This window comes from Solibacillus sp. FSL W7-1436, assembly GCF_038007305.1.
In the GTDB taxonomy this organism is placed as follows: domain Bacteria; phylum Bacillota; class Bacilli; order Bacillales_A; family Planococcaceae; genus Solibacillus.
In genome coordinates this window covers 798,242-812,500 of record NZ_JBBOWV010000001.1, presented here as the reverse complement: position 1 = coordinate 812,500, position 14,259 = coordinate 798,242, and the positions used below count along the sequence as shown (strand labels likewise).

Below are 14,259 nucleotides of genomic sequence, written 5' to 3'. Positions count from 1 at the left end.
CCACCAGCTAAGGTCCCCAAGTAATCGTTAAGTGGAAAAGGATGTGGCGTTGCTTAGACAACCAGGATGTTGGCTTAGAAGCAGCCATCATTTAAAGAGTGCGTAATAGCTCACTGGTCGAGTGACGCTGCGCCGAAAATGTATCGGGGCTAAACGATTCACCGAAGCTGTGGATGCATACTTTGAGTATGCGTGGTAGGAGAGCGTTCTAACAGCGTTGAAGTCAGACCGGAAGGACTGGTGGAGCGGTTAGAAGTGAGAATGCCGGTATGAGTAGCGAAACATGGGTGAGAATCCCATGCACCGTATGACTAAGGTTTCCTGAGGAAGGCTCGTCCGCTCAGGGTTAGTCGGGACCTAAGCCGAGGCCGATAGGCGTAGGCGATGGACAACAGGTTGATATTCCTGTACCACCTCCTCACCGTTTGAGAAATGGGGGGACGCAGTAGGATAGGGTAAGCACGCCGTTGGTTGCGCGTGTTCAAGCAGTAAGGCGTGTATGTAGGCAAATCCGCATACTATAACGTTGAGCTGTGATGACGAGCTCGTATGAGCGAAGTTCCTGATTTCACACTGCCAAGAAAAGCCTCTATCGAGGTGAGAGGTGCCCGTACCGCAAACCGACACAGGTAGTCGAGGAGAGAATCCTAAGGTGTGCGAGAGAACTCTCGTTAAGGAACTCGGCAAAATGACCCCGTAACTTCGGGAGAAGGGGTGCTTCTTTGGGTGCATAGCCTAGAGAAGCCGCAGTGAATAGGCCCAGGCGACTGTTTAGCAAAAACACAGGTCTCTGCAAAACCGTAAGGTGACGTATAGGGGCTGACGCCTGCCCGGTGCTGGAAGGTTAAGAGGAGCGGTTAGCGCAAGCGAAGCTGTGAATTGAAGCCCCAGTAAACGGCGGCCGTAACTATAACGGTCCTAAGGTAGCGAAATTCCTTGTCGGGTAAGTTCCGACCCGCACGAAAGGCGTAACGATCTGGGCACTGTCTCAACGAGAGACTCGGTGAAATTATAGTACCTGTGAAGATGCAGGTTACCCGCGACAGGACGGAAAGACCCCGTGGAGCTTTACTGTAGCCTGATATTGAATTTTGGTACAACTTGTACAGGATAGGTAGGAGCCAGAGATCTCGGAGCGCCAGCTTCGAAGGAGGCGTCGGTGGGATACTACCCTGGTTGTATTGAACTTCTAACCCATGCCCCTTAGCGGGGTAGGAGACAGTGTCAGGCGGACAGTTTGACTGGGGCGGTCGCCTCCTAAAGAGTAACGGAGGCGCCCAAAGGTTCCCTCAGAATGGTTGGAAATCATTCGTAGAGTGTAAAGGCATAAGGGAGCTTGACTGCGAGACCTACAAGTCGAGCAGGGTCGAAAGACGGGCTTAGTGATCCGGTGGTTCCGCATGGAAGGGCCATCGCTCAACGGATAAAAGCTACCCCGGGGATAACAGGCTTATCTCCCCCAAGAGTCCACATCGACGGGGAGGTTTGGCACCTCGATGTCGGCTCATCGCATCCTGGGGCTGTAGTCGGTCCCAAGGGTTGGGCTGTTCGCCCATTAAAGCGGTACGCGAGCTGGGTTCAGAACGTCGTGAGACAGTTCGGTCCCTATCCGTCGTGGGCGTAGGAAATTTGAGAGGAGCTGTCCTTAGTACGAGAGGACCGGGATGGACATACCGCTGGTGTACCAGTTGTCTTGCCAAAGGCATCGCTGGGTAGCTATGTATGGACGGGATAAGTGCTGAAAGCATCTAAGCATGAAGCCCCCCTCAAGATGAGATTTCCCATTACGCAAGTAAGTAAGACCCCTGAAAGACGATCAGGTAGATAGGTTCGAGGTGGAAGTGCGGCGACGCATGCAGCTGACGAATACTAATCGGTCGAGGACTTAACCACATTTTATTGCACAAATTCAATGAACCGTTTATCCAGTTTTGAAAGAATGAAAAATTATTGTAATAAATACTTGACAAACAAGAAAAGTATGGTATAATAAGTAATGTCTTTCGAATAAATAGTCTAGTGATGATGGCAAAGAGGTCACACCCGTTCCCATACCGAACACGGAAGTTAAGCTCTTTAGCGCCGATGGTAGTTGGGGGCTTCCCCCTGTGAGAGTAGGACGTCGCTAGGCTGTTATAAAATTATTCCGAAGTAGCTCAGTTGGTAGAGCATCCGGCTGTTAACCGGCAGGTCGCAGGTTCGAGTCCTGCCTTCGGAGCCATTAAATCTTGGAGAGTTGTCCGAGTGGCCGAAGGAGCACGATTGGAAATCGTGTATGCGGGTAACCCTGCATCAAGGGTTCAAATCCCTTACTCTCCGCCAGGCTTATTTATATTGAGGCCCGTTGGTCAAGTGGTTAAGACACCGCCCTTTCACGGCGGTAACACGGGTTCGAATCCCGTACGGGTCACCAAAAAGATACATAAGAAGTATCCAGCAGTGGAGGATTAGCTCAGCTGGGAGAGCACCTGCCTTACAAGCAGGGGGTCGGCGGTTCGAGCCCGTCATCCTCCACCATTAAACAAATAATATTATCGCGGGGTGGAGCAGTGGTAGCTCGTCGGGCTCATAACCCGAAGGTCGCAGGTTCAAGTCCTGCCCCCGCAACCAAATGGTCCCGTGGTGTAGCGGTTAACATGCCTGCCTGTCACGCAGGAGATCGCCGGTTCGATCCCGGTCGGGACCGCCATTTTTAAAACATTAAATTGTGGGTTTGTAGCTCAGTTGGTAGAGCATTAGATTGAAGCTCTAAGTGTCGGCGGTTCGATTCCGTCCAAACCCACCATATTTTTGCCGGTGTAGCTCAGTTGGTAGAGCAACTGACTTGTAATCAGTAGGTCGAGGGTTCGACTCCTTTCGCCGGCACCATTACCTGGAGGGGTAGCGAAGTGGCTAAACGCGGCGGACTGTAAATCCGCTCCTTAGGGTTCGGCGGTTCGAATCCGTCCCCCTCCACCATCCTTTTGATAGGGGCATAGTTTAAAGGTAGAACTACGGTCTCCAAAACCGTCAGTGTGGGTTCGATTCCTACTGCCCCTGCCAAATAACTTAAAATTACTTAAAATAATATAGTGGCGGTTGTGGCGAAGTGGTTAACGCACCTGATTGTGGTTCAGGCATTCGTGGGTTCGATTCCCATCAGTCGCCCCATTTTTATTTAGGTTTAAGTATTAAAATTATATTATAATGGCGGTTGTGGCGAAGTGGTTAACGCACCTGATTGTGGTTCAGGCATTCGTGGGTTCGATTCCCATCAGTCGCCCCATTTTATATTAAATTTTGAATATTGGGGTATAGCCAAGCGGTAAGGCAACGGATTTTGATTCCGTCATGCCCTGGTTCGAATCCAGGTACCCCAGCCATTTTTTTATTTGCGGAAGTAGTTCAGTGGTAGAACACCACCTTGCCAAGGTGGGGGTCGCGAGTTCGAACCTCGTCTTCCGCTCCAAATATGGCGGCATAGCCAAGTGGTAAGGCACAGGTCTGCAACACCTTTATCACCGGTTCAAATCCGGTTGCCGCCTCCATATTTTTCTTAATCGGAAATCCGATTTTTTTTTACCTTATTTTGCCGAGTTGGTGGAATGGCAGACACGACGGACTCAAAATCCGTTGCCGCGAGGCGTGTGGGTTCAAGTCCCACACTCGGTATCAGTTCAATACAACAGAAAAAACCCTTCAAAGCTTTTATAGTCTTTGAAGGGTTTTTTTGGCTTTCAGTGACTTATTTTAAATGTAGTATAAACTTTTATTTCATCAATTCACCTTTGAAAAATCCTGTAACAATAAATTATTGCAGTAAATTAACTGAAGAAAATTATTCTATAAATAATAAAATTGTAAAAGGGGTCTTTCTACTTCCTAAAGTGAAATAAAGTTATTCAATATATTCATCCGCTTACTCCGTTTATATTTGGAAGGTGCATAAATTATATATATTTTGCGGCATTACACGCTCTTTTTATAGGAAATAAGATGTTTTTTTCTAGCTTCTTAAAAAAGTTTACTATAGAATGAACACTATAATGCAAGGCATATAAAATGAAGAAAATATTATTAAAATAATAATAAATGTCTATTTTAATGAGGAAGTAGGGAATTGGATAAATGAATGTAGCAACAAATTTGAAATGGATTGAAGCGGCGAACTATGATGAGATGAGTAAAATTGCCGCAACAATTTTTATAGATCAATTGAAAAAGAATAATGCAACAGTACTTGGTTTAGCTACGGGAGGGACTCCGGAAGGCTTTTACAAAGAACTGGTTGCAGCATACAAAGAGGGCAAAATCTCTTTTGCACAGGCGAAATCTTTTAACCTGGATGAATATATCGGCATTAATCCGGCAAATGAGTCGAGTTACCATTATTATATGGATCATCATCTGTTTCATCATATTGATATGAAACGTGAAAATATAAATTTACCAGCAGGCAATAAAACGAATTTAGAAAAGGCTGCAGCTGAATATGATGCGATGATCAAGGCAGCAGGAAATATTGATATACAGCTTTTAGGAATTGGTGTGAATGGACATATTGGTTTTAATGAACCGGGGACATCTTTCGATTTAGGTACAAATATTGTAGAGCTTGCACAATCTACACGTGAAGCGAACCAAGTTTATTTTGATTCCATTGACGATGTGCCGACACATGCCATTACAATGGGCATCAAGACAATTTTGAGTTCCAAAAAGATTGTATTGTTAATTTCGGGTGCTTCAAAACAAGAGGCCTTTGATCGTTTGCGCAGTGGGATAGTAACAGAAGACTTCCCTGCAAGCGCTCTGCACAATCATCCGGATGTAACCGTTATTTATACAGATGTTAAATAAAGTAAAGGAGTGCATACAATGTGCACTCCTTTTTATTTTATTGCTGAAATAAATACCCCTGCAATAACTGCAATCCCACCGATTACTTGGGCAAGAAGGAGTTGCTCATTTAAAAACAGGACGGCAAAGATTGTAGCGAATACTGGAATAAAGTTCAGGTAGATACCGGCTTTATTTGCGCCTAAAGAGACAACGCCAGTGTTCCAGCTTAAAAAGGCAATAATAGAAGCAATGATTCCTACATATATGATTGCCCCGATTGTCGAAGCGTTCCATACGATTGCCTGTGACGTTGTAAGTTGTTCATATAGGGCAAATGGGAGTAACATAATAGCTCCGATTGCGATCGTCACTAAAAATGTTGAGTACCCAGGCAATTTACCAGCATATTTTTTAATCAGTAATGAATAGACACTCCAGCACACTACCGCAATTATTACGATTAAGTCGCCTTTGTTGAATGAAAATGAAAGCAGGCTTTGCAAGGAGCCCCCTGATATAATAAAGAGCACCCCGGCTAATGACAGCAGCGTGCCGGTCAACTGGAATTTTGTTAACCGTTCTTTTAAAAAGATGAAGCTCAGTATGTATATAATAATCGGTGTTGATGAATTCATTAATGATGCATTGATGGACGTTGTATAATGTAAACCGATATAAACGAGCGTATTGAAGGCTGCTACTCCTGTTAGTGCTAAAATGATGACTGCATCCCAATGCTGTCTGAGCGCAGGCCATTCTTTTTTCGTACGTTGGTAAGCAATAGGAAAAAATACGAGAAAAGCGACAATCCATCGTAAAAAGGCAAGTGTAATCGGAGGAATATCTCCGGAAACAGCTCGTCCAATTACAAAGTTACCGCCCCATAATAAAGTAGCTAAAATGAGCAGTAGCTGTGGTGGAAATTTCATTATTATACATCTCCTTATATTGGAAAAATGATTTTACCTATTATAGGGACAACCACATGGAATTTGCAATGCGCTTTACATAAAACGCTATGATACAATAGCGACAGAAGTAAAAGGAGGTCATTAACATGAAAATTCGACCAGCAAGATTACAGCACGGCGATACTGTAGGTTTAGTTAATTTAAGCAGTCCGCTTAAGATAGAATCATTAGGTGATAAATTAGCGTTTTTAGAAGAGCTGGGTTTAAAATATAAGCTTGGAAATACGGTGCAGGCATATGAAGGCTATCTGGCAGGTACCGATGAGGAGCGGATTAAAGATTTCCATCAGATGATTGTTGATCCTGAAGTGAAGGCAGTCTTTTTATTGACGGGAGGCTATGGAGTTTCAAGAATTATCGATAAAATAAGCTACCCGTTAATCGAGGACAATCCGAAAATTATTTGGGGCTTTTCCGATGTGACGGCTCTACATACTCAAGTAAACGAGTTTGCAAATTTAGTGACATTCCATGGTCCGATGATGTCCAGTCCAAAAGGGGAGCTGGATACTCTTTCTAAAAAGATGTTCCAGCAGCTGTTCCAACCGATTGAAATTCAGTATACGGAAAGTATTTCACCATTAACGACCGTTGTGCCGGGAGTTGTACGCGGCGAATTGACAGGCGGAAATTTAAACCGTATTGTCAGTACACTTGGGACGAAATTTGAAATTGATGTGCGCAATAAAATTTTACTGCTTGAAGACATAGGGGAAACAATCGAGCAAATTGATTTAATGCTGAACCAGCTGCGTCTTTCAAGAAAGCTGGAGCTTGCAGCAGGCTTTGTTATAGCAGACTTTAATATGTCGGATGATACATACAGCTATGAAGATGTATTGAAGGTAATCGAAGGGTATTTGAAGCCGTTTAACAAACCAGTGTTGGCCGGGTTTAAAATTGGCCACTGCGAACCGAATATTGCGATTCCATTAGGTGTGGACGTAATATTGGACGCTGATGAAAAGGCATTAAGAATTTTACCGGGTGTAGAATAGGAATTATATGTTTTAAAAGCAAAGACACCTTTTCACAAATGTGAGCAGGTGTCTTTTAATAACGAGCGAGCAAAATTACTCTAAAAGTTTGTGTTTGCCTTTACTATGGTTGGTTATGAGTGAAAGGTAACATTGTAAACGGTAAAGAGTGATTGGTTTGACTAGTTGTTGGAAATGCCGAAGCATAAATCGCTCGTTATTACCTAGTTTGGAGTCTCACCGCCCCAGGTTTAGAAATAATTGCTGTCGTCAAAGTCGATTTCAACTTGATAGTTTTTGGCATTAATTAAATTGGAAAGGCGATGTGCTTCCTTTTCAAGCTCGTTTGCGCGGTTCCGATATGTCATTGGATCGTACAACGCCACGCGGTAAAGCATTGCATCACCGGAATTATGGTAAAAAGCTTCTTTCTCTTCAGAACCAAGATTTTTACAAAATTGTGCTTCTGCGCGCAATTGGCTGGCCAGTTCAATCGCTTCGACAATGGGCATTTCCTCATCTTTAAATACAACCGTATTGTCGATGTTCGCACGGTAGATAAGGGCATCAAGCTTACGTGAATCATAGCGAAGCTCTTTTAGCTCAGCTTCAAGCATTTCAAGAGAATAGTCAGGGGTTTTTGGCTGTTCGCCTTTTTCAATGATGACATGTGTTAATGAATGTACTTGTATTGTGCGTTCCTGAATTCTCTTCGTTATTATACTTTTTAATTTTACTGCCTCAGCTAAGTTAATACTCAAATGATTCCACTCCTTAAAATTGAACTTTTGAATTTTCCTTTGCTAGAATATGTACTTCATATTCGCCACCGCTAATTTGTGTAAACATGTTCCCTGCACTGCTCAATAGTTTAGTTGCTTCTTCTTCACTTAAGGAAGGGCGTAAATAAAAGATTTGCAGCGCATTTGTCGTAGCTTCTGTTACGGCCGTTCTTTTTGAATCAACAAAGGGGCTGCCGAATGGGCCGAGCGCATCTTTTGAATGGATGATATTCTCCAATGAATTGAAGCGTCCGTTAATCCCTTCATAGCTTGTTGTCTCATTGCCTACTTCGATTTCCACATCGCCTTCAATAGCATTTAAATCATAGATACCAACAGGAATCTCGAATTGCAGTGAGAAGAAGTTGTTTAAATCAACAGCCGAATGGAACGGTGCTAAATATTGCTGTTTAGCGATACGTCGCATTAAACTTTCCGCAGAGTGACGGTACCGGTTCGGATCACCGCCGAAAGCCTTCCAAAGCTGGCGCCACTCTTTAATGCCAGGTCGTTCTGTCACAGGTTTTTCCTGTAATTCCAAATACAGATTTTCCTGATAAAGTTGTGTGCGTCCTTTAATCATTTGAGGAGATTCTTCAACGATAATTTTGCTATAATGGATGAGGCCAATTTTTAATTGTTCATTTACAGAAAAAAGAGCTTCATTTATTGAAATATTCATGTAGAACACCTTCTTACATTGTTTTTAATGGGAAAAATACTAAATTATGTAATACGAAATAAATTTATATTTATTGTATCATTTGAAAGGAGCATGTGAAATGAAAGTTCATCAACTTCAAGAAGATTTAGTGAAATATGCAGCATCCATTGGTGTTGATAAAATCGGATTTACGACCGCTGCTCCGTTTCATGAATTGAAGAATCGTCTGCGTCGTCAGCAACAATTAGCATACCAATCGGGCTTTGAAGAAGCAAATATAGAGCTGCGGACAGAGCCTTTAAAATTATTAGATGAAGCAGAAAGTATTATTGCGATTGCCATTGCGTATCCTTCCCGAATGCAAGATGCCCCACAAGGGAAAAAAGGGGAGCGTCGCGGCATCTTTTGCCGTGCTTCATGGGGGATTGATTATCACACGGCAGTCCGTGAACGTCTGCAGCTTATTGAAGCCTGGCTGCAGGAACGTGTGCCGAATGTAAAGGTGAAATCAATGGTCGATACCGGGGAACTGGTGGATCGTGCGGTTGCCGAACGGGCAGGAATCGGCTGGAGCGCCAAAAATTGCTCTATTATTACACCTGAATTTGGTTCGTACGTCTATTTAGGGGAAATTATTACGAACATCCCGTTTGCTCCTGATACACCGATGGAAGATGAATGCGGTGACTGTACATTATGTATCGATGTATGTCCAACAGGAGCGATCGTCGCACCGGGGCAATTGAATTCACAGCGTTGCATTGCCTTTTTAACTCAGACGAAAGGGTTTTTGCCGGATGAGTTTCGTGCCAAAATCGGAAACCGTTTGTACGGCTGTGATACGTGCCAGACCGTGTGTCCGAAGAATAAAGGGAAGCTGAACTGGATTCATGATGAATTCACACCGGATCCTGAAATCGCAAAACCGTTACTTCAGCCGCTTCTATCGATTTCCAATAAGGAATTTAAAGCGAAGTTTGGACAGGTATCCGGCTCATGGCGCGGTAAAAAGCCGATTCAGCGCAACGCCATTTTAGCGCTTGCCCACTTCAAAGAAGAAGCGGCCATGCCAGACTTAGTTCAAGTGCTGCAAAAAGATGAACGCCCCGTATTAAGAGGGACGGCTGCATGGGCAATCGGAAAAATCGGAACAGATGAGGCAGAGGATATTTTACTGACTGCCAGAAAAACAGAGCAGGATGAAGAAGTGCTGGCCGAGATTGAAAAAGGGCTGGCAATGTTAAATCATTAAGAGAGAAGGATCGAGAAGTGCCAAACCATATCGTATTATATCAACCAGAAATTCCAGCAAATACAGGCAACATTGCCCGCACATGTGCTGGAACGAATACATCATTACATTTAATCCGTCCATTGGGCTTTTCAACAGATGACAAAATGCTGAAGCGCGCCGGATTGGATTATTGGGAACATGTGAATGTCGTTTACCATGATTCATTAGAGGATTTTATCGAGTACAGTAAAGATGGCGATGTGTATTTAATTGAGACATATAGTGATGAGCCGTTTACGACACATGATTTCAGCAATTCAGAACGGGACCTGTATTTTATGTTCGGAAGAGAAACGACAGGCCTGCCAAAGGAATTTGCAAAAGAGCGTGCCGATATGTGTCTGCGCATCCCGCAAAGTGACCATATCCGCTCTTTGAATTTATCAAACACAGCGGCAATCGTTATTTACGAAGTACTAAGACAGCAAAACTACCCGGGGTTAAAATAACAACAAGGGGGTTGGGACAGAATTAGTTCCAGTTTACGCAAAAAGAGAAATTGCACAATGCAATTTCTCTTTTTTGCGTTTTATAAAGAAAATATTGGAAGAGGTGTTATCCTCTTACCGCATACTTCCTTAAATTTGTGGCCATTAATGCCAAACCTATTTCGTTAGTAACTTTCGATTTTCCACGAACAGAAAATCGACGGAAACACAAATTAGCCTTCAAGAATCCAAAAACTGGTTCCACGTCGATTTTACGTCGACGATAAATGGCAGCCGTTTTTTCTTCTGAAAGCTTCACTCTTACTTCTTCTTTTTGTTTTTCCCATTTCTCATTAATCATGAGTCTACGATTTTTACCTTCTGCAGCTTTTGTACATTTTGTACGGAAAGGACACCCTGTACATTCCTCACATTCATAGATTTTAAATTCTCGTTGGAAACCCGATTTATCTGTACGAACAGAGTTATATTGGAATCGTAATCTCTTTTCATTTGGGCAAATGTAGACATCGTTTTCTTTCTCATACACCCAATTACTTGTCTTAAAAGGATCATTTTTATATTTTCGCTTCTGTTCGTTCAAGTATTGATTAAATGTAATGAGTGGAGTTCGTTTGCGTTTGTTAAGAATATCATGGTAATTCTGTTCACTGCCGTATCCGGCATCCGCTACAATATGTTTTGGTAACTCGAAATAATTTTCTTCAATTTGACTAAGAAATGGAATAAGTGTTTTCGTGTCTGTTGGATTTGGAAATACATCGTACGCGAGTGTATATTGACCTTCTGTAGCGATTTGTACATTATACCCTGGCTTCAATTGGCCGTTTTGCATATAGTCATCTTTCATCCGCATAAATGTTGCTTCATGATCCGTCTTTGAATAACTGTTACGTGTGCCAAACACTTCAAAATCTTTTTGGTATTTCTGCTTTCTTATGATCCAATCATGTACTTGTTTGAGGATTTGCTTCGGTGTTTTTCGTTCGCTACGTAATCTTTTTCGCTCAATGACATCTTCAGAATGTTCTATTTTGCTTGTATAGTCGTCGACTACTTCTTCTAGGTGATGTGCTACTTGAGTTAACTCTTCTATCGATAACTGCTCATCACTTTCACGTTTGATTTCAGGAATAATTTGATGTTCCAATAACTCATCGTAAAGTTTATTTGATTTTTCTACGAGGTTGGTATGATGTTTTTCCACTGATTTTTTCCAAACAAATGTGAACTTATTGGCATTTGCCTCAATCTTTGTGCCATCGATAAAAATCGCTTCTTGATCGATGAGTTTTTCTTCAACTAGCTGACAGCGGAATTGTACAAAACATTGGCGAATGAGTTCCTTCATATTGGGATGTACACGAAAACGGTTAATAGTGCGATAACTTGGTTCATATCCTTGGGCAAGCCACATCATACGGATACTGTCTCTTGTCAGATCCTCTATTTTTCTTCCTGAAAAAGTGGATTGTGTGTAACCGCATAAAATCAGCTTTAGCATCATACGTGGATGATATGATGGACAACCAGTATGGTGAATAAAAGGAGCGAAAGCTTCGTTCGGAATGCTTTCGACCAAATGATGGATAGAAAAGGCAATATCATTTTTATGTAACTTTACTTCTAAATCTAGCGGTAATATAATTTGATTCATGTTATAATCTTTAAACATAGGGACACTTCTTTCGTTTGAAATTTGGTTGTAGGATACTTAAATTTTAACAGAGAATGTCCTTTTTTCATGCCTGAAATTATGCAGAGATTTACTTGATATAGAAGAAAAATTAGTTGTTCGGAGTGAAGGCGGCGACTCCCAGGGGACAAGCACGTGGGAGAGACTACAGGCTCGAGCCGTGCCCCCAGGAAAGCGTCCGCCGTAACGGAGAACAACGACTACATAGTAGACACATAATAATAAAGCCGTTCAAACTTTACTCATCGTAAAATTTGAACGGCTTTTGATTTTGAGGCGGGTTTTGTCCCACCCCCCTTGTTTTATTTCATCTTCGTTTTAATCACTTGCTCAACCTTTGCCTGGATATTGTCGTGTTCGGATAATGTGAGGCGGATGAAGCTTTCATCCATATCGAATGCTTCGGATAAAAATCCTCCAAGTCCGCGGGCACGTCGGTCTACCTGCAATAAAATCTCGGCTGAGTTTGGTGATTGCTGTAAAAAGACAACTTCAAGTTCGTCTAGATACCGGCGATACGTGCTGTTTGTCGGTGTAAATTCAAATTCCTGTACAATCGGTGTTTGGCGGCGTAAGTAAGATGGGGCTTGCTCGTTATCTACTTTACGCAACCGGAAACCCATGTTTTGAATGGCTGTTAACACACCATTTGCAAGGCGTGTCGGCTGAATTTCGATAAAGTCTTTATCTTTAGGATCTACCGCATTTTTAATATCCAAGCCCGTCTGAATCCATACACGCGAGTTGCCCGTCGTTACCGGAACAACAGGGGGCAGGGCGAATGAAAATGGAATCTGGCGTTTTTCGTCTGCCTGAATTGTAAATGGCTCATTTAATTTGTATTTTTGCAGCACCGCTTCATCTTTAATCTTCTTATCATCGACTTCGCGGATAAAGTTTGTATGAAGTGTCAGATAGATTGCATCAATTTGCTGTTCTGTGCTGCCCCCGATGATTTCGACAACACCTGAAATATTTTCATTCAATGTGTATGTGGATTTGTGCAGTTTTGTATCAACTTTTGCAGCTCCTATACCAACACTTGCTAAAACTTTATTAAATAGTGACAAATGAATTCCTCCGTTAATTATAATTAATTATATATACGTAGGATAAAAAAGAAAGTTTCAAAAAGAGCCCGAAAGATTTTTCGGGCTCTTGCTTTTAGGTTATCAAGTTATACTATTCACCATCTAATGTAAATACGATGCGTAACCCGTTTGGATCGACTGTTGAGAATAATTGAGTCCCACCATATGCTGGTGCTTCTGCAAAGTTATCGACGATGAAGCCGTTAGTAGTCAGGCTTTGTTTTACTTCTTCAGCATATTGTGCATCCTTTAACACGACCGTAAAGGATTTTAAGCCGACCATATCGTTTGTCGGAGCATGGCCGTTGTTGCTGTTCCAAGTGTTTAAACCGAAATGGTGATGGTATTTACCAGTTGATACGAACAGTGCCTGTGCACCGTAACGTGTTACAACATTATAATCCAATACATTTGTATAAAACTGTTCCGATTTGTCCAGATTTACTACGGATAAGTGTACATGCCCCATAACAGTGTCAGCAGGCAGACCGTTCCAATTGCCGTCTGCAGCTGCTAAAATAGGCTGGAAATTAAGCTGTTCTGTCACCATATGCACTTGGTCATCCTGATTCCAAGTCCATTCCGATTCATGACGGTCGATATAAATTTCGATTCCGTTTCCATCCGGATCGTTCAAGTAAAGCGCTTCTGAAACATCATGGTCTGCAGCACCGAGACGAATATTCATGTTAACAAAATGCTGTACGATGTTTCCTAAGTCCTTGCGGGAGGGTAATAGTAATGCTAAGTGGTATAAACCTGCAAAGCCTTGTTTAAGCGGCTGAGCATTTTGTACTTCGACTAATGATACTAGGCCTGTTTGTCCGTCTGCTGTTAAGTATGCTTCCGTTTCTGTCTGCTTTAATACTTTAAAGCCGATAATCGTTGTGTAGTATTCGATCGAACGTACTAAGTCAGAAACCTTTAATTGAACATGAGCTGGGTATAGATTAGGTTTTTTATGAAAATGTGTAGCCATAATATATGAACTCCCTTGATGGTTATTTTTTATAATCAACTTACTTTATGTAACTAATATAAAATATACAACAAGAAAAGTCAAACGAAAAAGACAATCGCTATTCGACGATTGTCCTTTACTGGAAAGCTAGTGGAATTATCTTTCTTTTGGGAATGGTTTGCTGTCATAGCCAGCAGTGAAAATAGCAACTAAAAATGATATGCTGACACCAAGAATTAAAAGTAATTTCATGGAAGAATCCTCCTCATGTTTTAATTATCTCTTTTTTCAGTATAGCATAAATTATTTGAATGAATACTTTATTTATGACAGAAATCAGTCAAAATTGGAAAAAAATAATACTAAATTAATTTGGAGGGATAGTGTATGAAAAGAGAAGAAATCGTTAACGGGAATATGGCGAATACGATGGATGAGCTGAAAATTCTCGGGAAGCAAATGGAGAACTTACGAGACGGCGGACAATTGGAAGAAGCGGAACGTATTTCAGATCCTCAGCAGTTTGATGATGAAGAGGAAGAAGAAAAATAAA

Annotated in this window: 11 protein-coding genes, 16 tRNA genes and 2 rRNA genes (1 of these 29 running past the window's edge); 23 read left to right on the top strand and 6 right to left on the bottom strand. The window is 42.1% G+C overall.

From position 1 onward, the window contains the following. From MKX73_RS04165 to nagB, 19 genes are all read left to right on the top strand, one after another. Positions 1-1,893: ribosomal RNA gene (locus MKX73_RS04165) — 23S ribosomal RNA — on the top strand; it begins 1,036 nt to the left of the window's first position. Between the two features lie 122 nt (positions 1,894-2,015). Beyond that, a 5S ribosomal RNA gene (gene rrf / locus MKX73_RS04160) occupies positions 2,016-2,131 on the top strand. A gap of 14 nt (positions 2,132-2,145) precedes the next feature. Beyond that, positions 2,146-2,221 (top strand) — tRNA-Asn (locus tag MKX73_RS04155). 9 nt (positions 2,222-2,230) lie between these two features. Next, positions 2,231-2,322, top strand: a tRNA-Ser gene (locus MKX73_RS04150). Positions 2,323-2,338: 16 nt separating this feature from the next. Beyond that, positions 2,339-2,413: transfer RNA gene (locus tag MKX73_RS04145), tRNA-Glu, on the top strand. Between the two features lie 28 nt (positions 2,414-2,441). Further along, a tRNA-Val gene (locus MKX73_RS04140) sits at positions 2,442-2,517 on the top strand. 18 nt (positions 2,518-2,535) lie between these two features. Further along, positions 2,536-2,610, top strand: a tRNA-Met gene (locus MKX73_RS04135). 3 nt (positions 2,611-2,613) lie between these two features. Beyond that, positions 2,614-2,689, top strand: a tRNA-Asp gene (locus tag MKX73_RS04130). 20 nt (positions 2,690-2,709) lie between these two features. Then, positions 2,710-2,785, top strand: a tRNA-Phe gene (locus tag MKX73_RS04125). Between the two features lie 7 nt (positions 2,786-2,792). Continuing rightward, positions 2,793-2,868 (top strand) — tRNA-Thr (locus MKX73_RS04120). A 6-nt stretch (positions 2,869-2,874) separates the two neighbouring features. Then, a tRNA-Tyr gene (locus tag MKX73_RS04115) sits at positions 2,875-2,958 on the top strand. A gap of 10 nt (positions 2,959-2,968) precedes the next feature. Further along, positions 2,969-3,042: transfer RNA gene (locus tag MKX73_RS04110), tRNA-Trp, on the top strand. A 32-nt stretch (positions 3,043-3,074) separates the two neighbouring features. After that, positions 3,075-3,150 (top strand) — tRNA-His (locus MKX73_RS04105). 39 nt (positions 3,151-3,189) lie between these two features. Continuing rightward, a tRNA-His gene (locus MKX73_RS04100) sits at positions 3,190-3,265 on the top strand. A 22-nt stretch (positions 3,266-3,287) separates the two neighbouring features. Then, a tRNA-Gln gene (locus MKX73_RS04095) sits at positions 3,288-3,362 on the top strand. Positions 3,363-3,373: 11 nt separating this feature from the next. Then, positions 3,374-3,448 (top strand) — tRNA-Gly (locus MKX73_RS04090). 5 nt (positions 3,449-3,453) lie between these two features. Next, positions 3,454-3,527, top strand: a tRNA-Cys gene (locus MKX73_RS04085). A 43-nt stretch (positions 3,528-3,570) separates the two neighbouring features. Further along, positions 3,571-3,651: transfer RNA gene (locus tag MKX73_RS04080), tRNA-Leu, on the top strand. 456 nt (positions 3,652-4,107) lie between these two features. Then, positions 4,108-4,839 carry a glucosamine-6-phosphate deaminase gene (gene nagB / locus MKX73_RS04075; protein WP_340716411.1) on the top strand — a complete coding sequence of 244 codons (732 nt, stop codon included), beginning with the start codon at positions 4,108-4,110 and terminating at the stop codon, positions 4,837-4,839. 32 nt (positions 4,840-4,871) lie between these two features. Here nagB and MKX73_RS04070 read toward each other — a convergent pair whose 3' ends face one another. After that, the gene (locus MKX73_RS04070; RefSeq protein ID WP_340716410.1) at positions 4,872-5,750 is read right to left on the bottom strand and encodes a DMT family transporter; all 879 of its coding nucleotides are present in this window, start codon (positions 5,748-5,750) and stop codon (positions 4,872-4,874) included. A gap of 128 nt (positions 5,751-5,878) precedes the next feature. Here MKX73_RS04070 and MKX73_RS04065 point away from each other — a divergent pair, with 128 nt between their 5' ends. Beyond that, entirely contained in the window at positions 5,879-6,790 is a 912-nt protein-coding gene (locus MKX73_RS04065) for a S66 peptidase family protein (RefSeq protein WP_340716409.1), read from the top strand. Between the two features lie 230 nt (positions 6,791-7,020). On the opposite strand, the gene MKX73_RS04060 is transcribed toward MKX73_RS04065, so the two are convergent. Both MKX73_RS04060 and MKX73_RS04055 read right to left on the bottom strand, forming a co-directional pair. Beyond that, complete coding sequence (locus tag MKX73_RS04060; protein ID WP_340716408.1) at positions 7,021-7,530, bottom strand: DIP1984 family protein; 510 nt, start codon at positions 7,528-7,530, stop codon at positions 7,021-7,023. 13 nt (positions 7,531-7,543) lie between these two features. Further along, entirely contained in the window at positions 7,544-8,233 is a 690-nt protein-coding gene (locus MKX73_RS04055) for a B3/B4 domain-containing protein (RefSeq protein WP_340716407.1), read from the bottom strand. 100 nt (positions 8,234-8,333) lie between these two features. Between MKX73_RS04055 and queG the strand changes: the two genes are divergently transcribed. Together queG and trmL are read left to right on the top strand one after the other, a co-directional pair. Continuing rightward, entirely contained in the window at positions 8,334-9,467 is a 1,134-nt protein-coding gene (queG, locus tag MKX73_RS04050; protein WP_340716406.1) for a tRNA epoxyqueuosine(34) reductase QueG, read from the top strand. A 17-nt stretch (positions 9,468-9,484) separates the two neighbouring features. Then, complete coding sequence (gene trmL / locus MKX73_RS04045) at positions 9,485-9,958, top strand: tRNA (uridine(34)/cytosine(34)/5-carboxymethylaminomethyluridine(34)-2'-O)-methyltransferase TrmL (RefSeq protein ID WP_014822725.1); 474 nt, start codon at positions 9,485-9,487, stop codon at positions 9,956-9,958. Between the two features lie 106 nt (positions 9,959-10,064). Here the strand turns inward: trmL and MKX73_RS04040 are convergent, their stop codons facing one another. From MKX73_RS04040 to MKX73_RS04030, 3 genes are all read right to left on the bottom strand, one after another. Continuing rightward, on the bottom strand, positions 10,065-11,633 hold the full coding sequence (locus MKX73_RS04040) for an IS1182 family transposase (protein ID WP_340715958.1): 1,569 nt from the start codon (positions 11,631-11,633) through the stop codon (positions 10,065-10,067). 323 nt (positions 11,634-11,956) lie between these two features. Further along, positions 11,957-12,724, bottom strand: coding sequence for a sporulation protein (locus tag MKX73_RS04035; RefSeq protein ID WP_340716405.1), 768 nt, complete (start codon positions 12,722-12,724; stop codon positions 11,957-11,959). Positions 12,725-12,836: 112 nt separating this feature from the next. Then, positions 12,837-13,724 (bottom strand): VOC family protein, encoded by an 888-nt coding sequence (locus MKX73_RS04030; RefSeq protein WP_340716404.1) that lies wholly within the window; start codon positions 13,722-13,724, stop codon positions 12,837-12,839. A gap of 369 nt (positions 13,725-14,093) precedes the next feature. On the opposite strand from MKX73_RS04030, the gene MKX73_RS04025 reads away from it, so the two are divergent. Beyond that, a complete protein-coding gene (locus tag MKX73_RS04025; protein ID WP_340716403.1) occupies positions 14,094-14,258 on the top strand; it encodes a multidrug ABC transporter ATPase in 165 nt (54 codons plus the stop codon). Position 14,259: the final 1 nt, after the last annotated feature.